We start from the raw sequence: 24457 nt of genomic DNA on the forward strand, positions 1-24457 counted from the left end.
ACCCCGACCGATCCAATCACATGAAGCGCATTTCGCGACCCAGCCACGAGGGGCTGCGCCGTTGGCAGGAATGCCCGGGATTCGTTAGCCGGAAGTTAAAGATCCGTAAGCATTCTGCTGCGATCCCGCAGTCATCTGCATGCAACCGATCGTCATTAGCCTTCGTGACGTTCCAGTCAGGTTCGACGCGGTAAGCTCTCCCTCGATGAGCTCGCAGCATCGCTCATCGAGTGCAGTACGCAGTAGCAATTTGGAGGAATACATCACATGGCAATCGTTCTCTATGTCGGTGGTAGCAAGGATGGCGAGAAGGGCGTGGTGCCCTACGGCTTCAGCAAATCCCGCGCCGACACTGCGCTGGGGCCGGAGTTCTACACGGAGCGGTTCATGGAACTGCAGGGTGTCGGCAAGGTCCGCCTGATGGCCCTGGAAAGCATGCGTGACGAGATCGTCATGCAGCGAGCCGCCCGCCACTACCGCTGACCTTCGCACTACGCGGCAGGGCGCGCCCACCATCGTGCGCCCGCGCCGGCATCCCAGCCCAGGGCCCGTCCGAGCCCTCTCTCCGCCAGGATGCCGGCGTCCACTCCGGGCCCGCCGCTGAACCTCGCCCCCTGTCAATGCCTTGTCCGGCTCCGTCGTCGGTTGCCAGAATGAGGTCTTCCCGTAACGCGGCACAGACCTGAAGCAATGCACGACGCCAAGAACGCCCAGAGCGCGCTCGCCCAGCAGATCGCCCAGACCATCGCCGATGAGATCGGTGCCCAGTCCGCCCAGGTACGTGCCGCCGTCGGCCTGCTCGACGAGGGCGCCAGCGTTCCGTTCATCGCGCGCTACCGCAAGGAAGTGACCGGCGGCCTGGATGACACCCAGCTGCGCAACCTGGAAGTGCGCCTGACCTACCTGCGCGAACTGGAAGACCGGCGCGCCGCGGTGCTGGCCAGCATCGGCGAGCAGGGCAAGCTCAGCGATGAACTGCGCAACGACATTCTCGCCGCCGATACCAAGAGCCGGCTGGAGGATCTGTACCTGCCGTACAAGCCCAAGCGCCGCACCCGCGCGCAGATCGCCCGCGAGGCGGGGCTGGAGCCGCTGGCGGATGGCCTGCTGGCCGACCCGAGGCTGGATCCGCAGGCTTTTGCGGCCGGCTTCGTCGATACCGACAAGGGCGTGGCCGACACCAAGGCCGCGCTGGAAGGCGCGCGCGCGATCCTGATGGAGCGCTGGGGCGAAGACGCCGCGCTGGTGGGCGAACTGCGCATGTGGCTGGGCGAAACCGGGGTGATCCGTGCCCGCGTGGCCGAGGGCAAGGAAACCGAGGGCGCCAAGTACCGCGACTATTTCGAGCATGCCGAGGCACTGGCGAAGATTCCCTCACACCGGCTGCTGGCACTGTTCCGTGCGCGACGCGAGGAAATCCTGTTCCTGGAGCTGGACCCGGGCAGCGAGGCCGAGGCCGGCCATCAGTACGCCGAGGGGCGCGTGGCGCGCAAGGCCGGCATCGCCGACGAGGGCCGTGCCGCCGACCGTTGGCTGCTGGACGCCTGTCGCCTGACCTGGCGCGCCAAGCTGCACACGCATCTGCTGCTGGACCTGTTCAACCAGGCCCGCGAGAAGGCCGAGGCTGAAGCCATCGCGGTGTTCGGTGACAACCTGAAGGATCTGCTGCTGGCCGCACCGGCCGGCGCGAAGACCGTGCTCGGCCTGGACCCGGGCATCCGCACCGGCTGCAAGATCGCCGTGGTCGACGCCACCGGCAAGCTGGTGGCCACCGACACCATCTACCCGCACGAGCCGCGCCGGCAGTGGGAGCAGTCGCTGCAGACGATCAAGCAGCTGTGCGCCAAGCACAACGTAGAGCTGATCGCGATCGGCAACGGCACCGCCAGCCGCGAGACCGACAAGCTGGCTGGTGAAGCGATCACGGCGGTCGCCAACCCGAAGCTGCAGAAGGTGGTGGTCAGCGAGGCCGGCGCGTCGGTGTACTCGGCCTCCGAATTCGCGGCCAAGGAGTTTCCGGGCCTGGACGTGTCGCTGCGCGGTGCGGTATCGATCGCGCGCCGCCTGCAGGACCCGCTGGCCGAACTGGTGAAGATCGAACCGAAGGCGATCGGTGTCGGCCAGTACCAGCACGACGTCGACCAGTACCGCCTGGCGCGGGCGCTGGATGCGCGCGTGGAGGACTGCGTGAACGCGGTCGGCGTGTACGTGAACACTGCCTCGGCCGCGCTGCTGTCGCGTGTGTCGGGGCTGTCGGCGACAGTGGCCGAGAACATCGTCCGCCATCGTGACGACAACGGCCCGTTCAAGCGTCGCAAGGACCTGTTGAAGGTCGCGCGCCTGGGTGAAAAGACCTTCGAGCAGTGCGCGGGCTTCCTGCGCATCGCCGATGGTGACCAGCCGCTGGATGCGTCGGCGGTGCACCCGGAAGCCTACCCGGTGGTGGAGCGCATCGTGGCCAGCACCGCACGCCCGATCAAGGCGCTGATCGGTGACGGCAGCTTCCTGCGCGGCCTGAAGGCCGAGCAGTTCACCGACGGGACGTTCGGCGTGCCGACCGTGCGCGACATCCTCAAGGAGCTGGAAAAGCCGGGCCGTGACCCGCGCCCGGAGTTCAAGGCCGCGCGCTTTGCCGAGGGCGTGGAGGACATCAAGGATCTGCGCGAAGGCATGGTGCTGGAAGGCGTGGTCAGCAACGTGGCGGCGTTCGGTGCCTTTGTCGATATCGGCGTGCACCAGGATGGCCTGATCCACATCTCGGCGCTGTCCGATACCTTCGTGAAAGACCCGCGCGACGTGGTCAAGGCCGGCGATATCGTCAAGGTGAAGGTGCTGGAGGTGGACGTGGCGCGCAAGCGCATCGCGCTGACCCGGCGCCTGGACGATACCCCGGGCCAGGCCACCAGCCGCCCCGGCCAGCGCGACGAGCGCAGCCCGGGCCAGGGGCCGCGCCGTGACGCAGGTGGCCCGAACCGTGGGCCGAACCGGGGCCAAGGCAATGGCGGCCGCCCCGGCCCGTCGGCGGCGCCGGCCAACAATGCCTTGGCCGAGGCCTTCGCCCGCGCCAAGCGCAGCTGAGGTTCGTGCCCCCCGTCACGGTTGAGCCGTGGCGGGGGGGTGTCGATTTTCCCCGCGATTGCGCACACTTGCGCTTGAGGGGAGGCGTCAGGCCGCCCCCGCTGTCGCTGGGGAGGGCCATGACGCCAGCACGACCCGCCGTCTTCGTTGCACGCTGCAGCGCATCGCTGCGGCAGATGCATGCCTGCGCGGGCCGGGGTACGGGTTGATGGCGGGCCAGGGAAACAACGGCAGCGGGTTGCTGGAACGCCGCCTGCAGGAGCTGGCCGAAGAGCGTCGCCGGCTGGCGATGATCATCGACGGCACCGCCGCCGGGACCTGGGAGTGGAACGTGCAGACCGGCCAGATGCGGGTCAATGCGCGCTGGGCCGAGATCGTGGGCTACCGGCTGGAAGAGCTGGAGCCGATCTGCCAGCAGACGTTCCTGAAACTGGTGCATCCCGATGACATCGCGTTGTCCGATGCCGCACTGGAGGATCATTTCGCCGGTCGCAGCGACAACTATGCGTGCCTGTTGCGCATGCGGCACAAGAACGGCCAGTGGATCTGGATCCAGGACCGGGGCCGGGTCTTCGAGTGGGACGGGCAGGGCCGCCCGCTGTGGATGGCCGGCGCGCACGCCGATGTGACCGAACTGCAGCAGGCCCGCCACGATGCGGCCGAGACCCGCCAGCGCTTGCAGTCCGTGGTCGATGCCTCTGATGAAGTGGCGGTGATCGCCACCGATACCGATGGCACCATCACCCTGTTCAACACCGGTGCCCAGCGGCTGCTGGGCTACAGCGCCGAGGAGGTGGTCGGCCAGCGCTGCCTGGATGCGTTCCACGATCCGGACGAACTGCGCGCCTGGCTGCAGCCACTGGCCGATGCCGAGGGCCGGCTGCCGGGCGTGTTCGAAGCGCTCAGTGCGCGAGCCGATGGCCAGACCTATTCGCGGCAGTGGACGTTGCTGCGCAAGGATGGCCAGCCGCGCCAGGTGCGCCTGTCGATCAGCCGCATGGACGGCGCCGACGGTGCGCGCATCGGCTATGTCGGCATGGCCCTGGACATCACCGAGATCCTGCAGGCCCGCGCCGAGGCCCGCCTGTCGGCGGAAAAATTTGCCGGTGCGTTCACTTCGGCGGCGCTGGGCATGGCGTTGGTATCGCTGGAGGGGCGCTGGCTGGACGTCAACGACGCGCTGTGCCGGATCCTGGGCTACCCGCGCGAAGAGTTGCTGCAGGTGGATTTCCAGCGTCTGACCCACGCCGATGACCTGCAGACCGACCTGGCCCTGGTGCAGGACCTGCTGGCCGGTCGGCGCAGCCAGTACCATCTTGAAAAGCGCTATCTCGACCGCGACGGCCGCACCATATGGGCGCGTTTGTCGGTATCGCTGGTACGCAACGAACACGGCGAACCGCTGCATTTCGTGTCGCAGATCCAGGACATCACGGCCCAGCGCAGCAGTGAGCAGCGCCTGTTCGAGAGCGAGCAGCGCAGCCGCATCACCCTGGACGCGGTGGCCGACCTGGTACTCAGCGTCAGCCTGGAGGGCCGCATCGAGTATGCCAACGCGGCGGCGGTACGCACGCTGGCCGGTGATGGCGCGCTGTCGCTGGCCGGGCACAAGGTGCAGGACGTGCTGGCGCTGACAACCGAGTACGCGCCGGGTTCGCTGCTGGATGTGTCGGTGTTGCTGGACCCGGAAAGCAATGCGGTGGACCTGCATGCCGACCTGCTGCTGCGGCTGGGTACCGCCACGGTGCCGGTGGATCTGACCCGGGCCTGGCTGCGTGATGACGAAGGCCATGTGCGCGGTGCGGTGTGGGTGCTGCGCGACGATACCCAGCAGCGTGCGCGCCAGCGCGAGGCGCGGCACCTGGCCGAGATCGATCCGTTGACCGAACTGGGCAACCGCCGTGGTTTCGAGGTGCACCTGCAGCAGGCGATCACCCGTGTGGAACGCACTGGCCAGGCCGCGTCGCTGATGTTCATCGACCTGGACCGTTTCAAGCCGATCAACGATACCTGGGGCCACCTGGCCGGAGACGCCGTGCTGTGGGCGGTGGCCAGCGTGCTGCGCCATGGCGTGCGCGACTCGGATGTGGTGGCACGGCTGGGTGGCGATGAATTCGCGGTGATCCTGCCCGGCTGCACGCCGCGCCGCGCTGCGCGCATCGGTGGCGAACTGCTGCACACCCTGGCCTCGCTGTCGATTCCGTGGGACCAGGGCCGGCTGCGGATCGGCGCCAGCATCGGCATTGCGCCGCTGGCCGGCGGCATGAGCGTGGACCAGGCGGTGGCCGCGGCCGATGCGCAGTGCTACCGGGCCAAGGCGATGGGCCGCAACAACGTACAGGTGCAGGGCGAGTTGTCCGAGCTGCCGGCTGACGACGGCGAAACGGGCTGAACCGGTCCGCACCCACGGGCGCGGATGAAGGATGTTTCATTTGCCCGCGCCGGCCGATTTGGCGAGCATGGGCCAGCCTGGACTTCCGTGGTGCCCATGTCGCGCGTATTGACCATTGAGGATGACGCCATCACTGCCCAGGAGATCGTGGCGGAACTGGGCAGCCATGGCCTGCAGGTGGATTGGGTGGCTGATGGCCGCGAAGGCCTGGTGCGCGCGGCCAGCGGCGATTACGACGCGATCACGCTGGATCGCATGCTGCCGGGGCTGGACGGCCTGGCCATCGTCACCACGCTGCGCCGGATCGGCATTGATACGCCGGTGCTGATGCTCAGCGCGCTGTCGGACGTGGACGAGCGCGTGCGTGGCCTGCGCGCTGGCGGTGATGACTACCTGACCAAGCCGTTCGCCTCCGATGAGATGGCCGCGCGGGTGGAAGTGCTGTTGCGCCGTCGCCAGCGCCCGGCCAGCAACGAGACCGTATTGCGCGTGGGCGATCTGCAGCTGGACCTGCTGGCGCGCACCGCCCATCGCGGCGGCCGCAGCCTGAGCCTGCTGCCCACCGAGTTCAAGCTGCTGGAGTACCTGATGCGCAATGCCGGCCAGGTACTGACCCGGATGATGCTGTTCGAGGAAGTGTGGGGCTATCACTTCGACCCCGGCACCAACCTGATCGACGTCCACATCGGCCGCCTGCGGCGCAAGCTGGACCACGCAGAGGCACCGTCACTGATCCGTACCGTGCGTGGCAGCGGCTATGTCCTCAGCGAAACTGTCTGACGGCTGGCGCTCGTCCAGCAGCCGCCTGCTGGGCCTGTACAGCCTGCTGTTCGTGGCCTGGTCGTGCGCGCTGCTGGGCGTGCTGTACTGGCGGGTGTCGCTGTACCTGGACGAGCTGGCACAGTCGGCGGTGCTGCAACGCGCGCACCTGTTCGAGCATTTCACCGGCGATGGGTTGACCGCAGCGCTGCGCGAGAATCGCCGCTACGACCTGCACGGCATCGATGCCTATGGGTTGTTCACGCCCGATGGAGAGCCGTTGGCGGGCATGTTGAAGTCGTTGCCAGCGCAGCTGCCGCTTGATGGCAGCGCGCATCCGGTCTCCGGCCTGCCGATCACCGATGCCTACGCGCGCGGCAAGCGTGGCTTCGGCCTGGCGATGCCGACCCGCGACGGCCGCATCCTGGTGCTGGTGCGTTACAGCGGGCCGCTGAACGAGGTCAATCACCTGATCCTCGATGCCTTGTTGTGGGGTGTGTCGTTGACCCTGCTGCCCGGGCTGCTGGGCTGGCACCTGCTGCGGCAGCGTCCGCTGCGGCGCATCCAGGCGATCGAGCAGGCGACCGCCGGAATCGTTGCCGGCAACCTGGGCCAGCGTCTACCGCTGTCCAACCGCCGCGATGAACTGGACATGCTGGCGGCCATCGTCAACGCGATGCTTGATCGCATCGAGCAGCTGATGACCGAGGTCAAAGGGGTGTGTGACAACATCGCCCACGATCTGCGCACGCCTCTGACGCGGGTGCGAGCGCAGCTGTATCGCATGCGCCAGCAGGTGGCCGACGGTGACCCGCAGTCGTTGCCGCTGGAGCAGGTGCTGGAGGAGACCGACACCTTGATGGCACGCTTCCGTGCGCTGCTGCGGATTTCCGAGCTGGAAGACCATCAGCGACGTTCCGGATTCAGCATGCTTGCGCCGGACACGCTGCTGCAGGAGATCCACGCCTTCTATGCACCGCTGGCCGAGGAAAAGGGGCAGGTGCTGCTGCTGGAGCTGGCGGCCGATCTGCCGGGCGTGATGGGCGATCGTGGCCTGTTGTTCGAAGCGATCGGCAACCTGCTAGACAACGCGATCCGGTTCGCACCGGAGGGCGGCCGCGTGCAGCTGTCGGCGCGGGGGGAAGACGGTGCGACCTGCATTGCGGTGGAGGATTCCGGGCCGGGCATACCCGAGACGGAGCGCAGCCTGGTGTTCCAGCGTTTCCATCGGGCGGAGGCCAGCAAGGGCGGTGGTTTCGGGCTGGGACTGTCGATCGTGGCAGCGATTGCGGGCCTGCATGGATTCCGCCTGCAGGTGACCTCGTCCTCGCTGGGCGGCGCGCGCTTCAGCCTGCTGTGCCGGCCGCAGGTGCTGTAGGGGGTGTTTTTCTGCAGGGCTTGCAGCCCTGCACCTGCCGAAGCAACGTCAACGTCAACTTCAAAAGCCGGCATTCTGCTCTGGTGGGTGTCGACCTTGGTCGACACGGTAGATCCACGCCATGCGTGGATGAATCATTCGATATCTGGAAGATGTGTCGACCCAGGTCGACACCCACCAACAGCCACGGACAGCAGCTTTTGCTTTTGCTGTTGCCGGCCAGCGGCCGGCACTACGGCAGGTGCAGGGCGCAGCCCTGCCGAACCCAGCCCCTTCATGAAATATGTTTCATCTGCGGCACAGCTTTGTTTTAGCTGCCAGCGCCGATACTTCCCGCCTGCGCTGCCCGCGGTGGGCAGTGGCACCGTCGGAGAGCCGCATGCTCGGGTTGGTCAGGACCGCGCTCAACAAGCCTTACACCTTCGTGGTGATGGCCATTTTCATCTGCATCGTCGGTCCGCTCAGCGCATTGCGTACCCCCACCGATGTGTTTCCCGATATCGGCATCCCGGTCATCGCCGTGGTCTGGCAGTACACCGGCCTGTCGCCGGATGCGATGGCCGGGCGGGTGATCTCGCCCTACGAGCGTGCGCTCAGCACCACCGTCAACGACATCGAGCACATCGAATCGCAGTCGCTGGCCGGCATGGGCGTGGTCAAGGTGTTCTTCCAGCCCGGCGTGGACATCCGCACCGCCAATGCGCAGATCACCGCCATCTCGCAGACCATCGTCAAGCAGATGCCGGCCGGCATGACGCCGCCGCTGATCCTCAACTACAGCGCTTCCACCGTGCCGGTGCTGCAGATGGCGTTCTCCAGCCCGACCCTGGGCGAATCGCAGATCCGCGACCTGGCGCAGAACACCGTGCGTCCACCGTTGACCTCGATTCCTGGCCTGGCCATTCCCGCGCCCTATGGTGGCAAGCAGCGCCAGATCACCCTCGACCTGGACCCGCAGGCAATGGCGGCCAAGGGTCTGTCGGCACAGGACGTGGGCAACGCGCTGGCCGCGCAGAACCAGATCACCCCGGTCGGTACCGCCAAGCTGGGCAGCAACGAATTCACCGTGCTGCTCAACAACAGCCCCAGCGAGATCGAAGCGCTGAATGATCTGCCGATCCGCACCGTCAACGGCGCGGTGGTCACCATCGGCCAGGTCGCCCATGTGCGCGATGGCTCGCCGCCGCAGACCAACATCGTGCGGGTCAACGGCGGGCACTCGGTGCTGATGGCCGCGCTGAAGAATGGCGATGCCTCCACCCTGACCCTGGTCAGCCGCATCCGCGCGATGCTGCCGCAGATCGGCGAGTCGCTGCCACCGTCGCTGAAGATCTCGCTGCTGGGTGATGCCTCCACCTTCGTGCGTGAATCGATCAGCAGCGTCGCCCGCGAGGGCATCATCGCTGCGCTGCTGACCAGCGTGATGATCCTGGTGTTCCTCGGCAGCTGGCGCTCGACCGTGATCATCGCCGCCTCGATCCCGTTGGCGGTGCTGTCGGCCATCGCGCTGCTGTCGGCTGCGGGGCAGACGCTCAATGTGATGACCCTGGGTGGCCTGGCACTGGCCGTGGGCATCCTGGTCGACGATGCGACGGTCACCATCGAGAACGTCAACTGGCACCTGGAGCAGGGCAAGGGCGTGCGCGAGGCGATCCTCGATGGCGCCGCGCAGATCGTCGGCCCGGCGTTCGTGTCGCTGCTGTGCATCTGCATCGTGTTCGTGCCGATGTTCCTGCTCGACGGCATTGCCGGCTACCTGTTCCGGCCGATGGCGCTGGCGGTGATCTTCGCCATGGCCAGCTCGTTCGTGCTGTCGCGCACGCTGGTGCCGACCATGGCGCTGTACCTGTTGCGCCCACACCGGGTGGAGGGCGGGGAAGGGCACCATCCCGAAGATGCCTTCCTCAACCATCATGAAGGCGATCATCCGCAGCACCGCCGCGCGCGCTTCACGGCCACGCTGGTGCGTTGGCAGCAGCGCTTCGAAGCCGGGTTCTCCGCTACCCGTGACCGCTACCACGCGCTGCTGGGCCTGGCGCTGGCGCACCGTGGCCGCTTCCTGCTGGGCTTCATGGCCTGCGTACTGGTGTCCTTTGCATTGCTGCCGACGCTGGGGCAGGACTTCTTCCCGGCCACCGAAGCCAGTGCGCTGTCGCTGCATGTGCGCCTGCCCTTGGGTACGCGCATCGAGGAAACCGCCGCGGCCTTTGATCGCATCGAAGCGCGCATCCGCCAGGAGATTCCCCCGCAGGAGATCGATGCCATCGTCGACAACCTGGGGCTGCCGATGACCGGCATCAACATGGCCTACAGCGCCAGTGGCACCATCGGTCCGCAGGATGGTGACATCCAGGTCTCGCTGAAACCGGGTCACGGCGATGCCGCCGAATACGCGCGGCGCCTGCGGGAGGTGCTGCCGACGGCTTTCCCGGGCGTCAGCGTTGCGTTCCTGCCGGCCGACACCAGCAGCCAGATCCTCAACTTCGGCTCCCCTGCGCCGCTGGACGTGCGCATTGCCGGGCCCGATGCCGCCGGCAACCGCGCCTATGCGCAGGAACTGCAGCGCCGCCTGCGCCACGTGCCGGGCCTGGTCGACCTGCGCCTGCAGCAGCCCGATGGCTATCCGACCCTGAAGGTGGATGTCGATCGGCTTCGCGCCAACGGGCTGGGCATCACCGAGCGCGATGTCACCAACAGCATGGTGGCGTCGCTGGCCGGTAGCGGACAGGTGGCACCGACGTTCTGGTTGAGCCCAAAGAACGGCATTTCCTACAGCGTGGTCGCCGCCACGCCGCAGTACCGCATGGACAGCCTGGCCGCACTGCAGGCGCTGCCGGTGACCGGCAGCAGCGGCACGCCGCAGGTGTTGGGTGGCCTGGCCGAGATCCGGCGCGGTTCCAGTTCGGCGGTGGTCACCCATTACAACGTGCAACCCACGCTGGACGTATATGCCAGCGTGCAGGGCCGCGATCTCGGCGCCGTGGCCACCGATGTGCAGAAGGTCATCGACGGCATGGCCAGCCAGCGCCCACGCGGCACCGAGGTAGGCCTGCACGGCCAGATCGATGCGCTGCATGTGGCCTTCAGCGGCCTCGGCTATGGCCTGCTGGCCGCGATCGTGCTGATCTATTTGCTGATCGTCATCAACTTCCAGTCCTGGACCGACCCGTTCGTGATCATCACCGCGCTGCCGGCGGGCCTGGCCGGCGTGGTCTGGATGCTGTTCCTGACCCACACCACGTTGTCGGTGCCGGCATTGACCGGTGCCATCCTGTGCATGGGCGTGGCCACGGCCAACTCGATCCTGGTGGTCAGTTTCTGCCGCGAACGCCTGGCCGAGCACGGCGACGCGGTCAAGGCCGCACTGGAAGGGGGTTTCACCCGCTTCCGCCCAGTCTGCATGACCGCGCTGGCGATGATCCTGGGCATGCTGCCGACCGCACTGTCCACCGAACAGAATGCGCCGCTGGGCCGCGCGGTGATCGGCGGCCTGCTGTTGGCCACCTGCGCCACGCTGCTGTTCGTGCCGGTGGTGTTCGCATTGGCCCATTCCCGTAAAACCCGTACTGCTCCTGCCGGAGAACCCCTGCATGTCTGAGTCTTCGCTGCCGCAGCGTTCGCTGCGCCGTCCTCTGGTCCTGGCCGCCGCCGTGGTGGTCATCCTCGTTGCCGGTGGCCTGGCCCTGCGCGCGCAGCAGGCACACGCCGTGGTCGAGTGGACCGAGCGCCAGGCGGTGCCGTCGGTGCAGGTGGTCACCGCGGGGGCGCAGGGCACCGCGGGCACGATGACGCTGCCATCGCACCTGAGTGCCTGGACCGAAGCACCGATCCACGCGCGCGTGGGTGGCTACCTGAAGTCGTGGAGCGCCGACATCGGCCAGCCGGTGAAGGCGGGGCAGGTGCTGGCGGTGATCGACAGCCCGGAGCTGGACCAGCAGATCGCGCAGGCGCATGCCCATCTGCTGCAGGTGCAGGCCGACGCGGCGCTGGCCAAGGTCAGCGCCGAGCGCTGGCAGGGCATGCTCGGCAGCCATTCGGTATCGCGCCAGGAAGCCGACGAGAAGCAGGCCAATGCGGTGGCCGCACAGGCGAGCGTGGAAGCAGCGCAGGCCGACTACGCGCGGCTGCAGGAGCTCGGTCGTTACCGCACCCTGCGTGCGCCGTTCGATGGCACGGTCACCTCGCGACAGACCGACGTCGGCCAGTTGATCCGCGCCGATGACAGCGGGCGCGAGTTGTTCAACATCGCCGATACCCGACGCCTGCGCCTGATGGTGCCGGTACCGCAGAACAGCGCGGCCAGCATCCGTCCCGGGCTGCAGGCAACCTTGCAGGTACCGGGCCAGGAAGGGCGCCATTTCACCGCCACCCTGCAGGGAGACTCCAGCGCGATCGACCGCAGTTCCGGCACCCTGCTGGCACAGTTCGTGGTCGACAATGCCGATGGCGCACTGCTGCCCGGCAGCTACGCGGAAGTGACGCTGCCGCTGCAGGGCGGGGGAACTGGGGTGAGCGTGCCGGCAGAGGTGTTGATTTTCCGGGCCAAGGGCACCCAGGTGGCGGTGGTCGGCAGCAAGGACATCGTGCACCTGCGCGACATCCATATCGCCAGTGACCTGGGCAGCACGCTGCGCGTCGACCGTGGCCTGAAGGCCGGGGACCGGGTCATCCCCAATCCGCCGGATGCTTTGCGCGAGGGTGATCATGTACGTGTGGTGGCCGGCACTACGGAGCCTGCGCATGCCCGCGGTTGAGCGCACAGCGACGCTGGCGGTGATGGGCCTGCTGCTGGGAGGCTGCTCGTTGGCGCCGGCCTACCAAACGCCGGTAGTGGCGATGCCTGCCACCTATGAACATGCCGAAACAGCCGCCATCCACTCGGCGCTGCCACAGGCCTGGTGGCGGGCCTTCCAGGATCCGGTGCTGGACCAGCTGCAACAACAGTTGAGTGCGGCCAACCCAAGCCTGTCGTTGGCCGTGGCGCACTACGATGCGGCACGCGCCACGGCGGGTGAAGTGGCATCGGCGCGGGCGCCGCAGGTCGGCTTCAGTACTGGCCCGGTGCGCCAGCGGCAGTCCGATGACAAGCCGCTGCGCAGCGCCACCCAGCCGGCCATCTATGACAGCAATACCGCCACGTTCTCGCTGTCGTTCGACCTGGATCTGTGGGGCCGCCTGCGCAACGCGGCTGCCGCGGGCAAGGCACGCGCCGAAGCCAGTGGCGATGACCTTGCCGCTGCACGGCTGAGCCTGTCGCAGCAGTTGGCCGGGCTCTATCTGCAGCTGCGCGGCGCCGAAGCCCAGCAGGCGATCCTGCGCGGCAGCATCGAGGATTACCGGCAGGCGTTGGCGCTGACCGAAGACCGTTTCCGTGGCGAGATCGCTTCGCAACTGGATGTATCGCGCGCGCAACATCAGCTGGCCAGCGCGCAGGCCGATCTGGATGCGCTCGATGGCCGCCATGAACTGCTGCGGCATGCCATTGCCGAACTGGTCGGCGCGCCGGCCACCGGCTTCGTCATCGCCGACGCGGGTCTGCCGGCACTGCCATCGGTGCCAGCCGATCTGCCCAGCAGCCTGCTGCAGCGACGTCCGGATATCGCCGCTGCTGAGCGCCGGGTGTTCGCCGCCAATGCGGGCATCGGCGTGGCACGCGCCGCATGGTTCCCGCAGCTCAGTCTGAGCGGGCTGCTGGGTGGCCAGACGTCGGGTGGCAGCGCGCTGCTCGACGCGGGCAACCGCTACTGGGCGCTGGGTCCGTTGGCTGCATTGCCGGTGTTCGATGGCGGCCGGCGCAAGGCGGCCAAGGCCGAAGCCTATGCGGAGTTCGACGCTGCGTCGGCACAGTACCGCGCCACCGTGCTGGCGGCGATCCGCCAGGTCGAAGACCAGCTGACCCTGCTGCGCCAGCTCGATACCCAGCGCGGCCACGAGCAGGAGGCCGTGCAGGCCGCGCGGCGTGCGGAGCAGATCGCGCATGACCGCTACACCGGCGGTGCGGTCAGTTACCTGGATGTGGTCAGCGCGCAGACCGATGCCCGCCAGGCCCAGCTCGGACTGCAGGACATCCAGAGTCGCCAGCTGCAGGCCAGCGCGGCGCTGATGGCGGCGCTGGGCGGAGGCTGGTCGCGATAGTGGTTGGAACGGGTCTCAGCCTGTGAGAGGGAGGGGCGGAACAATCGCCACCTCCTCCCGCACAAGAGAGCACCGGATGATCACCTGGAATCGGAATGCCGTCGCCGCGTACGCCCCGGCAATGATCGGCTGGTGCCTGGCACTGGCTGGCGGGCTGCGCCTGGAACAGCTGCGTGACGACCGCCTCGCCCAGGCCGTGCTGCCGGTGCTGCACGGGGGCGTGGTGGCGTTGCTGGTGCTGACGCTGTCGTGCACGGTGGCGGCCAGCGTGGTGCTGTGGCGAGGAGGGCGCCGCGATGCGGGTACTACAGTGGTGCGCCATCCATCAGCACGAACCGGCAGGGCGCACGCTGGAAGGCATTGATCTGCGGCACCAGGCGCTGGAAATGTTCGCTGGCGCAGTGGAGGTCGAGTGCGGCGCGGTCCGGCCATAGCTCGATGAAGACGAAGTGCCCTGGATCCTTCTGGTCGACGAACAGTTCATAGCCGAGGCAGAGCGGCTCGCGCTGCGTGCACGCGACCAGCTCCCGGTAGAACGGAAGCACGGCTTCCACGGCATCGGGATGGATGAAATCCTCGGCGATCACCTTGAGCATGTCGGTACCTGCGGCGTGGGCCCTGCAGGATAGTGCCGGCGTAGGGCCGGCACCATCCACCGTCAGCGCAATACTTCGTCCGCCGAAACCAACTGCACATCGTGCATCTGGTTGAGGTAGGCCTCGTAGTAGCCCTTGTGCGAGGCACCGACGATGGTCAGCATGCGGCTGCCGGGGTGCTGGCCCAGCACGTCGCGCATGTTGGCGACCATGCGCAGGTTGCGGGTTTCCCAATAGCCGACGTAGTTGCGGCCGAAGGCCTCGGGTGACGGTTCGACCAGGTTGGCGCCGAAGTCGCTGTTGTAGACGGTCATCGCCGTTTCCGGGGCGTTGTAGTTGCGATAGAGCGCAAGCAGGCCATCGGGCTTGCCCAGGTTGGCCTCCAGCGGCTCGTCCGCGGCGAACCGTGCCGCACTTGCCGGGTTGTCCCAGGCTGCCCGCAGGGCCGCACCGTAGGCCTTTTCCTGCGCCTTCGGAATGGGGGCATCGCCCGTGTGGTCATCGACCGACCACAAGCGCTCCAGGCCCAGGCGCGCGGCGAGTACGCCGGCGATCATGCCCACCTCGTCACGCTTGGCCATGCGCTTGTCGAGGAACTGCACCAGCTCCGGTGTGAGGCTGTCGGCGGCGCGACGTTCGTCCTTGGGCAGGCGCAGCCATTGCACCACGGCCGAGCCATTCTCGCCGGCGGCCAGGAACACGGCGGCCAGGCGACGGCGCTGCGCGGGCGTGGGGTCCTTCGGCCACTGTGCGAGCAGGCGTTCCATCTCGGCGTTGGCGTGGGGAACGTCCAGGCCGGTTGCGGCCTGCGCCGGTGCCGGGTCGATACAGTAGGTCTCGACACTGTCGGCGTAGCGGGTGGGGTTGCGACGCATGAAGTCGCACTGCAGGCCGGATAGGTTTTCCACGGCGATGGCGGTCGGTTGCCAGGCCTGCAGGCGCTTCAGCAGGGGCTCCAACAGCTCCGGAGTAAAGGTTTTCGGCAGCCCGGAAAGATGGGGGGTGCCGAGCACCAGCACTTCGTTCGGGCGGCCCGGGGGCGGCCCCTTCAGCTGGTCCGGCTGGAAGGCGGGTCGATAGCCGGCCTCGGCGGCCAGAACGCCGGTGCTGCACAGGCTGAGGATGATGAGGCTGCCCAAGCGAGCGAACATACGATCTCCATGTCAGTGAACAATCCTGCAGATCGCTGCATGCTGGCCGTTTTCATCTGCTGCGGGATCTCCCGTTGGTCATGCAAACCGCTACCCGGTGGCCCAGCAGAACGCGCCCAGCCGACGCCTGGCGGAATCGCTGGGTGGCGTTACCGTTGCGCGTGAGCAGAATGTGAAGTAGGTCGCGATCATCTACCGCATCCCGGCGCCAGCACCGCAAGTTGCGACGGACGTCGCGGAATCCTGCTAAAGCCGTCGATGGCATCGCCGATATCCCCTCTGGATCCCGCTCCAGTCACCCGCTGCAGGACCCCAGGCTGCCCCCGATGGGCGGCCCGCGCTGTGTGTTCCGCTGCTCCCAGATGCAGATCGCACCCGCACCAGACGTTCTTGCCAGCCGCTCGAGGGGTGCCAGCCGGCACCTGTAGTCCTTAGCAACTGAAGTTGCCGCCGGGCATCCCGCCCGTCGGGCCGCAACCCTTTGTTGGACACCGAGGATCAGACAATGCTCATCCCAGGCTTCACGGCGGGCGCGCAGGCGCCGGCCGAGCTGAATACCCGTTGGTCGCCGTGGCGCGCGCTGCTGGGCGCCCTGGGGCCACGCCCGCGCAGCCGCGCCGAGGCAGCGGCGACCGATCGCGCCGAACTCGAGGCCCAGGTCGCGGCGTTGCATCGCGTGCAGGCCGTCATCGAGTTCGCGCTCGACGGCACCATCCTGCAGGCCAACGACAATTTCCTGCAGGCGATGGGCTATCGACTGGAGGAAATCCAGGGCAAGCACCACGCACTGTTCGTCGATCCGGAGCATGCACGCAGCGCCGAGTACCGCGACTTCTGGGCGCGGCTGGGACGTGGCGAGTACGACGCCGGGCAGTACCGCCGCTTCGGCAAGGGGCAGCGCGAGATCTGGATCCAGGCCTCGTACAACCCGGTGCTGGACCGCCAGGGGCGCCCGTACAAGGTGGTCAAGTTCGCCACCGACATCACCGCGCAGAAACTGCAGGCGGCCGATTCGGCCGGGCAGCTGGCCGCGATCGGCAAGTCGCAGGCGGTGATCGAGTTCAGCATGGACGGCCGGATTCTCTCGGCCAACGACAATTTTCTCGCCACCACCGGCTACAGCCTCGAGGAAGTGCGCGGGCAGCACCACTCGCTGTTCGTCGAGCCCGAGCACCGCGGCAGCGCGGAATATCGCCAGTTCTGGGAAAAGCTTGGGCGCGGCGAATACGATGCCGGGCAGTACCGGCGGCTGGGCAAGGGCGGTCGCGAAGTCTGGATCCAGGCTTCCTACAACCCCATCCTCGATCTCAATGGAAAGCCGTTCAAGGTCGTCAAGTACGCTACCGACATCACCGCGCAGGTCCATGAGAACCAGGCCATGCAGCGCGCCGTGGCGCAGACCCGCGAGGTGGTGGCCGCCGCCAAGCAGGGTGACCTGACCCGGCGCGTGGCGATGGCCGACAAGCAGGGGCCCATCGCCGATCTGTGCGACGGCGTGAATTCGCTGGTCGAGGCGATGGCGGCCATCATCGGCCAGATCAAGTTCGCCGCCGATACCATCGCGGTCGGTGCGACCGAGATCGCCCAGGGCAACAGCGACCTGTCGCAGCGCACCGAGCAGCAGGCGGCGTCGCTTGAGGAAACCGCGGTGTCGATGAAGGGGCTCGCCGAGACAGTGCAGCGCACCGCCACCAACGCGCGCCAGGCCAGCCAGCTGGCCGGTGGTGCGGCCGATGTCGCCGCACGGGGCGGCAGCGTGGTGCACGAAGTGGTGGAGACGATGGCGGTGATCAATGCATCTTCGCGGCGCATCGTCGATATCATCGGCGTGATCGACGGCATCGCGTTCCAGACCAACATCCTTGCGCTGAATGCCGCGGTGGAAGCCGCACGTGCCGGCGAGCATGGGCGCGGCTTTGCGGTGGTGGCCACCGAGATCCGCGAGCTGTCGCAGCGCTCGGCCAGCGCCGCCAAGGAGATCAAGCAGTTGATCGATGAGTCGGTGGCCAATGTCGGGGCCGGTACCGCCCAGGTCGAGAGCGCGGGCCGCACCATGGACGAGATCGTGAGCAACGTGCGCCGGGTCAGCGACCTGATGACCGAGATCAGCACAGCCTCGCAGCAGCAGAGCGATGACATCCAGCAGATGAACCATGCGGTGGACCTGATCGACCAGGGTACGCAGCAGAACGCAGCGCTGGTCGAGGAAGCCTCGGCGGCAGCACGCAGCATGGAGGAGCAATCGGCACACCTGCTGCAGACCGTCGCCGGTTTCCGCGTGCAGGACGGTGCCGGGCATCCGCACGCGGGTGCGGTGCTGCGCGTGGTCTAGGCGGGCTGTCCGGCGCGCGGTTCCAGCGCGTCGGACACCGTGGCCAGCTGCACGCAGTTGCGCCCTGCGTGCTTGGCCCGGTACAGGGCCTGGTCGGCGCGATCGACCAGGTCGGCCGGGTTGCGTTCGTCGTCCGCTGCCTGCCAGGCCACGCCCACGCTGATGGTTACATGGCCATCGGCGGCCGGCAGGCGCGCCGCTTCAACCGCGGCGCGCAGGCGTTCGCCCAGCTGCGCTGCCTGTGCCGCTTCGGATGAGGCCAGCGCAGCGATGAACTCCTCGCCGCCGTAGCGGGCCAGCAGGTCGTCACCGCGCTGCAGGCCGTGGTCAAGGATCGTCGCCACTGCGCGCAGCCGGCGATCCCCCTCGGGGTGCCCGTAGGTGTCATTGAGGCGCTTGAAATGGTCGATGTCGATCATCAGCACGGCCAGCCCGAGGTTCTGGCGACGGGCACGGCGATGGGCGCGGCCGAGCGATTCGTCGAAGCTGCGCCGGTTGCCGAGGCCGGTCAACGGATCGCGCCGGGCCAGGGTTTCCAGCTCATCGCGCTGGCGCTGGATCTCGACCTGGGTCAGTACGCTGCGCAGGGCATAGCCAAGCATGGCGCCGACGAATCCGACGGACGCCAGCGTGGGATGCGCGTCCGCGACCAGCAGCGCAACCATCACCAGCAGCAGGGGCAGCATCAACGGCACACCAGCATCGACCACGCGGCGCAGGGCGCGCGACACCGGCACCGTTGGCCGGCGCCGGCTGCTGCCGGCCATGACCGCCAGCAGTACGAACAGTGCGCTGATCAGCAGGTCGGCCCATCCTCCATCGGGCACCTGCGGCTGCCAGGTGTTGATGTAGAGCGCCAGCAGGAAGTAGCCCAGTGCATAGAGTGCCAGGGCGCGGAAGAAATCACGGCGATCAGCGTTGTCTTCGGCCAGGAAGCGGATCAGCGCGAAGCAGAACACCAGGCTGTTCTGCACGGTGCTCATCGTGGCCAGGCCCTCTATCCACAGCGCGGTGCTGAGGTGCGCCAGCGACCGCGTATGCACGTAGTACAGCAGCCACAGCAGCGCGATGATCGTCAGGTCGACGGCGCGGACATAGCGGTTGTCGCCGCCCGGGCTGGCCGCCACGTAGGTCAGCGGGATCCGGTAGAAGACATACAGGACCAACGATGACAGGATCATCTGCGTGGGCCCGGCCGCGGCGATGCTTCGGTACAGCACGGCGGACAGGGCGATCGAGAACAGACTGACGGCGAAGGCCAGCATCCGCCATTGGCAGGCGGCCTGGCTGTCGCGCGCGCGGCGCAGGCAGGCCAGCGCGGCCAGCACGGGGGCGGCCATCAGCAGCAGGAAGGAGCCCACGGGGTCGTCTGGACCGAGCAGGGCGATGACAAGCGCGTGCGTGACCAGGAAAAACAGTGCAGCACGCAACGTCATGCATTCCCCCGCCCTCAGGTCCGGCTGGGGTCACGATAGGCAGATGCGGGTGAGGCTGGCAAGAAAAGTGTGAACTTCATCTAATTCCAGTCTTGTCACAAGTCGCGGTTGCGCATCAGCGGGTGTGTTCGACCATGCCCGGCAGAGAGAGGTAGCGGGACTATGCGGCCGCATCATCCACCTGCAGGGCGCGCAGGCGGACGGGCAGGGAATCTGGAAGTGACGGCGGAAATGACGCGGGCATGCCAGGCAGTGTGGACACCGTGGGCCTGGAAAAGCAAAAGGCCAGGTCATGGACCTGGCCTTTGATGCAGTGGTGCCGGTGAAAGGCACTACGGCACGTTTCTCGCTCAATCCCGATCACACCCGAATAGCGACTATATCCAACGGATTCAGTGGCTTGCGCGCGCTGCGCGAATCGCTCTAATCACGCGTTGGCCCGTGTCTGCCCGATAGCGTTACGCCAGAATTACGCCGAAGATTGGCGGCATGGCATCTATCCAACGACGCGGCACCTCCTGGCGTGCCGAGATCTACAAGGACGGTCGACGCGAGTCGAACACCCTCCCCACGAAGGCGCAGGCGGTCCAGTGGGCGCTAATGCGCGAAGCCGAGCTCACGGGTGCGCGCCTCCCAGAGAATACCGTGAAGGACGCCCTGCGCCGCTATGCCGATGAGGTGGCGCCGAAGCACAAGGGGGCGCGGTGGGAGCTGGCCCGGCTGGGATTGCTGGAACGGGATCCCCTGGCGCTCGTGCGCCTTCCCGCACTGCGCCCGATCCACCTGGCCGAATGGCGCGAGCGCCGCCTTGGCCAGGTCGCACCCGCCTCCGTCCGGCGCGAGATGAACCTGCTGCAGTCGGTCTTCAAATCCTGCCGGAAGGATTGGGGATGGCTGAACGGGGACCCGATCAAGGACGTGGACCGGCCGCAGGCGCCGGCCAGCCGGAAGCGCAGGGTGGCCCAAGAAGAGATCGACCGGCTGACGCTGGCGCTGGGATACGACGGCGGCGTGCCGGAGACGGCTCAGCACCGGGTCGCGCTGTGCTTCATGTTCGCCCTGGAGACGGCCATGCGCGCTGGCGAGATCTTGGGCATGAAGTGGGCCGACGTGTCGGCCAAATCCGTGACCTTGCCGAAGACCAAGAACGGCGACGTGCGCCGTGTGCCAATGTCAGCCCGCGCACGGGAGATTATCAGCCTGCTGCCGCAGGAGGCGGATAGGGTTTTCGATCTGGACCCCGGCACGCGAGACACCCTGTTCCGCCGTGCGCGGGATGCTGCTCAGATCGAGAACCTGCACTTCCACGACAGTCGCGCAGAAGCGATCTGGCGGCTGTCGAAGAAGCTGGACGTGATGGAGCTGGCCCGGGTCATTGGCCACCGGGACCTGAAGAGCCTCTTGATTTACTACCAGACCGACGCCGACGAGCTGGCTGACCGGCTCGGTTAGCTTGGCGCCACGCCAGCACCTCGCCGGCAATCCATGTAGCCGGGCGCATGCTGATCCGGACGGGGAAGTCCGGCCTGCAAGCGACGGTCTCCAGCACCGTTCGCGCAGCCAGTCCGAGTAGGGTGCCGACTTCCTCGGCACCGATGGCTCGCAGCTCGAATGGGATGTTTTCGGCAGCTCCCATAATTTCCTCCTTCAGATCGACGCCAGCGCCGCGCGCTGGGTCTTGGGTTTACGTTCGGCCAGGCTGAGCTGGAACTGCAGGACGTTGTCGACCGCCGCAGGCACCGCGGCCGAGCGCGCGCTGCGCGCCGGACGGTTGAGCCTGCGCCAGGCAGCAATGGCCACATCGGGATCGGCGTGCTTGCTGGTCGACCTGCAGGCGCACTCGACCAGGTGGCCACCGCCGGCAGCGGCACAGCGCTTGTCGTGGATGTGGCGCGCGCGGTGGCCGGCGGCGCAGTTCGGCAACCCTTCGGGGTGGCTGATATGTTCCTGGGTCATGGCTTGTTGCACTCCTGAATGTGGGCTTCGAGCTTTTCCAGCAGGAAGGCGGCTTGCGCCGCGCGGTGGCGGCGGTCGTAGGTGTTGAGGTGGGCCGGCGCATCGATGAGCCACTGCAGTGGCTGGATGAGCCAGCTGGGATTGAAGGGGAGCAGGGTGCGTGGGTCGGGCTTTTTGTCAGGTGGGAAGCAGTCCGGGCCTGCCCAGTCCTCGCTCATGCCGCAGCGCGTGCAGACGCGCCGCTGAAAGTCGTGGACCTTCTCGGGCTGGATGACGCGCGGTGTCTCGAACAGGGCGCGCACAACGAGTCCACGCTGATGAGCGGCGTACACGTGTCCTGCGTCGGCCTGGACCCAACAGCCTGGCGCGAAGTCATCCTTGCGCCGGTATTCCCAGCGGACAGGCTGCGCGGAGTAGAGCGCGGTCATCAGGGTGTCGGCCCACGCGCGCACCTGGTTGGCGGCAACGGCGCCGCCGGCCGGATCCACGCGGCGCATAGCGGAGACGACCGCTGCGACAGGCGACGATGCCTTGGTGGCCTCGACAACGGTTGCCGGGGAAATGGGCAGTGGTGCGGTCATGCGAACAGGTCCAGTTGAGCCGGCAGTGCTGGTGCGCGCGGCGGTGTCGGCAGTGGGGCGGTGGCGCGGATGCGCGCGCGCTGTGCGGCGTTGAAGGCGAACCAGAAACCGTGGCCATGCCGGCGTGCCCTGCATTCCGTCAGCAGCACGCGGGCCACGTGCTTGGCCAGAGCAGCGCCGGTCATGCCGCCACTGCCATGTCGGCCGGCACCCGGTCAAGGTTCGCCTCGGCCAGGGCACGCAGGGGTGGCGGGCTCACACTGTTGCCGACCATGCGCACGGCGGCGCTGGTGCTGAGCGGAGTGCCGTTTGCCGTGCGATCGATGATGTAGCTGGCCGGGAAGCCTTGGGCGCGGTACAGCTCATGCGGCTTGAGCATGCGCAGCCCGATATCCACGATGACGTGCGGCACGCCCTGGATGTGGACGGTGACCAGCGCCAGGCGGTCTCGGGTGGTGACCGTGTCCACGGGATCAAGCAGGGAAGGAACGTTGGCACCAGTCCCGTAGTACTTCACCAGGAACGCGGCGACGCGCAGCGCACCGGCTTCCTGATCGGGAGACAGCTGCGCCAATTCCGCCTCGGCCATGGCGTGTCCACCGTTGCCGCTCGCTGTGACCGTGCCGACGGGAGCGCGGGCATCCTTGCTGCCGTTGCCCCAGCGCTGGACGCCGCCAGGCTTCCCTTCGCCGTGCGCTGCCTGGACCATGAAGGCGCTGGAAACGGCGTGATGCTCTGCCTGCGCGGCCACGGTGGTGAGCGGCGTACGTGCATCAGCGCCGACCATGCTCCGCCGCAGGGTGACCAGCGAGGCGGCGGCCACGCCGAGGGCGTGCGCGGCTCCGGCCGGGCGCGCAGCGCCAGCGCCGGAGGTGATGGTTGGCACGGGCTCGGAGGCTGGCGTGCCGATGCTGTCGCCCCTGAACTTGACCAGATGCGGCGCTACCAACGCGGTGTCTGCCTTCGTGGTCATCGTGTAGAGCGGTTCGCTGCCTGAGCGGGGCTCGGACTGTCCGGCCCGGCCGCCGACGCCGGCTAGGATCGGCGTCACAACAGAGAAGTGGCCACCCTTTACACCGGCGCAGACGGTTGGCAGCGGCTGGTCGCCGGACATGGTGCGTTGTCTGCTGGCGTTGGCATGTTCGGTGAGGAACGGCGCCAGCTCCGGCGCAGCCAGCATCAGCTCCCCGCGGTTGGCGGCGGTGATGGTGCGCAGGGGATCGCGCACGTCATGGACACGGTCGCCGCCCTGGTGCGTCACCGGAACGATGAAGGGATCGGCCGAGTTGATTACGTGGCGCATGACGCCCTTGGCGATGCGGCGCATGGTGGCGTCAGCCAGCGGGCGGGCTCGGGTGAAGATGGACGGGCAGGGGATCGAGAAGTCCAGGCAGTCGGCGGCTGTGACGCGCGGCGTCTGGTCCGGCGCTGGGCCGTGGCTGGCTTCCGGCCACACTATGGCCTCACCGTCGCGGCGGCCGAGCAGGAACAGGCGTTCCCGGCTGGTGCCGGCGCCGTAGTCGCTGGCCACCAGCTTCCGCCAGTCGACCACGTAGCCCAGCGCCCGCAGAGCGGCAACGAACTGCTGCCAGGTGCGGCCGCTGTGGCGCTTGTCTGGCACCAGCTGCTGATTCTCGACCGGCACGCGCTCACCGCGCGCTGCAACGGTTCCGTCCATCTTGATGACACGTCCGGTGACCTTGCAGCGCTTGGCCACCAGCGGACCCCAGGTCAGAATCTGCCAGACGTTCTCCATGGAAATGATGCGCGGCGCGGTGTTGGTGCCGTGCAGGCGATCAGCGCGCAGCAGCTGGCCCACCCACTTCAACACCACCCACGACAAGGCGCGGGTCTTCCTGCTGCGCGGCTGGCCGCCCTTGGCTTGGCTGAAGTGCGTGCAGTCGGGTGAGGCATGGAACCAGCCGATGGGGCGGCCGGCCACGTCCACGCGCGGGTCGGCATGCCAGATATCCTCGCGGTGGTGCTGGGTCAGCGGGTGGTTGGCGGCGTGCATGCCGATGGCCAGCTCGTCGTGGTTGTAGGCCAGGGCGGGATCGATGCCGAGGGCCTGCTTGAGCCCTTCCGATGCCCCGCCGCCGCCGGCGAAGAGATCCACAACGATCTCGCCGGGGCGCAGTCGGGAGCGCTGCGGCATGGGGAAGTTGAAAGCGCGGGAGCCGTCAGCCATTGGAGGAGTCCTTGGGAGCGATGGGGCCGGTGTGGCGGTAGTCACGCAGTGGGTCGGCGACGAACTTGCCGTTGACCACGCGGCGCACGCTGTATTCGGGGAAAGCCTCGGCGGGCAGGCGGGCTTGCGCCTCATCCATCAACGCCACGAACTGCTGCTGCCATTCCAGCGGCATGGACTGCAGGGTCCGGCGCGGGACGACCAGGTAGGCGGCGCGGGTGAGCCCGAACGCGTCCCACACAGGGCCGTGGTAATACGAAGGCGGCTCCGCGGATTGGGCGGTGTTCGGTTCTTGGTCAGCCATTGGGAGCCTCCTTCGGACACTTGTTGCAGGGAGCGGTGTGGGGAGCGCGCAGAGAGAACCTGGTCCCGCGGACGTGCTCACCCTGGCGGATGACGATGTGGCCGCAGGACAGGAGGCACTGGAACCGTCCAGTCAGGACGCTGGCCCCAGGAGAAGGGACGAACTTCGCGC

At 67.6% G+C, this 24457-nt stretch carries 19 protein-coding genes; 11 read left to right on the forward strand and 8 right to left on the reverse strand.

The window, feature by feature from the left end; genetic code table 11:
- Positions 1–267: 267 nt before the first annotated feature.
- From ACMZPQ_RS02730 to ACMZPQ_RS02770, 9 genes are all read left to right on the forward strand, one after another.
- Positions 268–483, forward strand: a complete 216-nt coding sequence (locus ACMZPQ_RS02730; RefSeq protein WP_006374014.1) for a hypothetical protein — start codon at positions 268–270, stop codon at positions 481–483.
- A gap of 207 nt (positions 484–690) precedes the next feature.
- Positions 691–3078, forward strand: a complete 2388-nt coding sequence (locus tag ACMZPQ_RS02735) for a Tex family protein (RefSeq protein WP_197581586.1) — start codon at positions 691–693, stop codon at positions 3076–3078.
- Positions 3079–3286: 208 nt separating this feature from the next.
- Positions 3287–5470 (forward strand): PAS domain S-box protein, encoded by a 2184-nt coding sequence (locus tag ACMZPQ_RS02740; RefSeq protein WP_197581588.1) that lies wholly within the window; start codon positions 3287–3289, stop codon positions 5468–5470.
- Between the two features lie 96 nt (positions 5471–5566).
- Positions 5567–6250 carry a winged helix-turn-helix domain-containing protein gene (locus ACMZPQ_RS02745; protein WP_197581590.1) on the forward strand — a complete coding sequence of 228 codons (684 nt, stop codon included), beginning with the start codon at positions 5567–5569 and terminating at the stop codon, positions 6248–6250.
- The gene (locus ACMZPQ_RS02750; protein WP_197581591.1) at positions 6228–7607 is read left to right on the forward strand and encodes a sensor histidine kinase; all 1380 of its coding nucleotides are present in this window, start codon (positions 6228–6230) and stop codon (positions 7605–7607) included. The genes ACMZPQ_RS02745 and ACMZPQ_RS02750 overlap by 23 nt, the downstream gene beginning before the upstream one ends.
- A gap of 379 nt (positions 7608–7986) precedes the next feature.
- Positions 7987–11205, forward strand: coding sequence for an efflux RND transporter permease subunit (locus tag ACMZPQ_RS02755; protein ID WP_197581592.1), 3219 nt, complete (start codon positions 7987–7989; stop codon positions 11203–11205).
- Complete coding sequence (locus ACMZPQ_RS02760; protein WP_197581594.1) at positions 11198–12361, forward strand: efflux RND transporter periplasmic adaptor subunit; 1164 nt, start codon at positions 11198–11200, stop codon at positions 12359–12361. The genes ACMZPQ_RS02755 and ACMZPQ_RS02760 overlap by 8 nt, the downstream gene beginning before the upstream one ends.
- Positions 12348–13742: an efflux transporter outer membrane subunit gene (locus ACMZPQ_RS02765; protein WP_197581595.1), complete on the forward strand. Its 1395-nt coding sequence runs from the start codon at positions 12348–12350 to the stop codon at positions 13740–13742. The genes ACMZPQ_RS02760 and ACMZPQ_RS02765 overlap by 14 nt, the downstream gene beginning before the upstream one ends.
- A 76-nt stretch (positions 13743–13818) precedes the next feature.
- The gene (locus tag ACMZPQ_RS02770; protein ID WP_197581597.1) at positions 13819–14106 is read left to right on the forward strand and encodes a hypothetical protein; all 288 of its coding nucleotides are present in this window, start codon (positions 13819–13821) and stop codon (positions 14104–14106) included.
- On the opposite strand, the gene ACMZPQ_RS02775 is transcribed toward ACMZPQ_RS02770, so the two are convergent.
- Together ACMZPQ_RS02775 and ACMZPQ_RS02780 are read right to left on the reverse strand one after the other, a co-directional pair.
- Positions 14048–14338 (reverse strand): putative quinol monooxygenase, encoded by a 291-nt coding sequence (locus tag ACMZPQ_RS02775; RefSeq protein ID WP_197581599.1) that lies wholly within the window; start codon positions 14336–14338, stop codon positions 14048–14050. The two genes, ACMZPQ_RS02770 and ACMZPQ_RS02775, sit on opposite strands and share 59 nt — an antisense overlap.
- Positions 14339–14400: 62 nt before the next feature.
- Positions 14401–15489 (reverse strand): DUF5694 domain-containing protein, encoded by a 1089-nt coding sequence (locus ACMZPQ_RS02780; RefSeq protein WP_197581601.1) that lies wholly within the window; start codon positions 15487–15489, stop codon positions 14401–14403.
- 505 nt (positions 15490–15994) lie between these two features.
- Here ACMZPQ_RS02780 and ACMZPQ_RS02785 point away from each other — a divergent pair.
- Positions 15995–17821, forward strand: a complete 1827-nt coding sequence (locus tag ACMZPQ_RS02785) for a methyl-accepting chemotaxis protein (RefSeq protein ID WP_197581603.1) — start codon at positions 15995–15997, stop codon at positions 17819–17821.
- Here the strand turns inward: ACMZPQ_RS02785 and ACMZPQ_RS02790 are convergent.
- The gene (locus ACMZPQ_RS02790; RefSeq protein ID WP_197581605.1) at positions 17818–19257 is read right to left on the reverse strand and encodes a GGDEF domain-containing protein; all 1440 of its coding nucleotides are present in this window, start codon (positions 19255–19257) and stop codon (positions 17818–17820) included. The genes ACMZPQ_RS02785 and ACMZPQ_RS02790 overlap by 4 nt on opposite strands.
- Before the next feature lie 489 nt (positions 19258–19746).
- Between ACMZPQ_RS02790 and ACMZPQ_RS02795 the strand changes: the two genes are divergently transcribed.
- Complete coding sequence (locus ACMZPQ_RS02795; protein ID WP_414486006.1) at positions 19747–20709, forward strand: tyrosine-type recombinase/integrase; 963 nt, start codon at positions 19747–19749, stop codon at positions 20707–20709.
- A gap of 195 nt (positions 20710–20904) precedes the next feature.
- On the opposite strand, the gene ACMZPQ_RS02800 is transcribed toward ACMZPQ_RS02795, so the two are convergent.
- From ACMZPQ_RS02800 to ACMZPQ_RS02820, 5 genes are read right to left on the reverse strand one after another with little or no spacing between them, the layout of a single operon-like run.
- Complete coding sequence (locus tag ACMZPQ_RS02800; RefSeq protein WP_414486007.1) at positions 20905–21213, reverse strand: hypothetical protein; 309 nt, start codon at positions 21211–21213, stop codon at positions 20905–20907.
- Positions 21210–21794 carry a hypothetical protein gene (locus ACMZPQ_RS02805; protein ID WP_414486008.1) on the reverse strand — a complete coding sequence of 195 codons (585 nt, stop codon included), beginning with the start codon at positions 21792–21794 and terminating at the stop codon, positions 21210–21212. The genes ACMZPQ_RS02800 and ACMZPQ_RS02805 overlap by 4 nt, the downstream gene beginning before the upstream one ends.
- Positions 21791–21979: a hypothetical protein gene (locus ACMZPQ_RS02810; protein WP_414486009.1), complete on the reverse strand. Its 189-nt coding sequence runs from the start codon at positions 21977–21979 to the stop codon at positions 21791–21793. The genes ACMZPQ_RS02805 and ACMZPQ_RS02810 overlap by 4 nt, the downstream gene beginning before the upstream one ends.
- Positions 21976–23982, reverse strand: a complete 2007-nt coding sequence (locus tag ACMZPQ_RS02815; protein ID WP_414486010.1) for a DNA cytosine methyltransferase — start codon at positions 23980–23982, stop codon at positions 21976–21978. Before ACMZPQ_RS02815 ends, ACMZPQ_RS02810 begins: the two co-directional genes overlap by 4 nt.
- Positions 23975–24286: a hypothetical protein gene (locus ACMZPQ_RS02820; protein WP_414486011.1), complete on the reverse strand. Its 312-nt coding sequence runs from the start codon at positions 24284–24286 to the stop codon at positions 23975–23977. The genes ACMZPQ_RS02815 and ACMZPQ_RS02820 overlap by 8 nt, the downstream gene beginning before the upstream one ends.
- Positions 24287–24457 lie beyond the last annotated feature (171 nt).

The organism is Stenotrophomonas maltophilia, assembly GCF_047497515.2.
Classification (GTDB): domain Bacteria; phylum Pseudomonadota; class Gammaproteobacteria; order Xanthomonadales; family Xanthomonadaceae; genus Stenotrophomonas.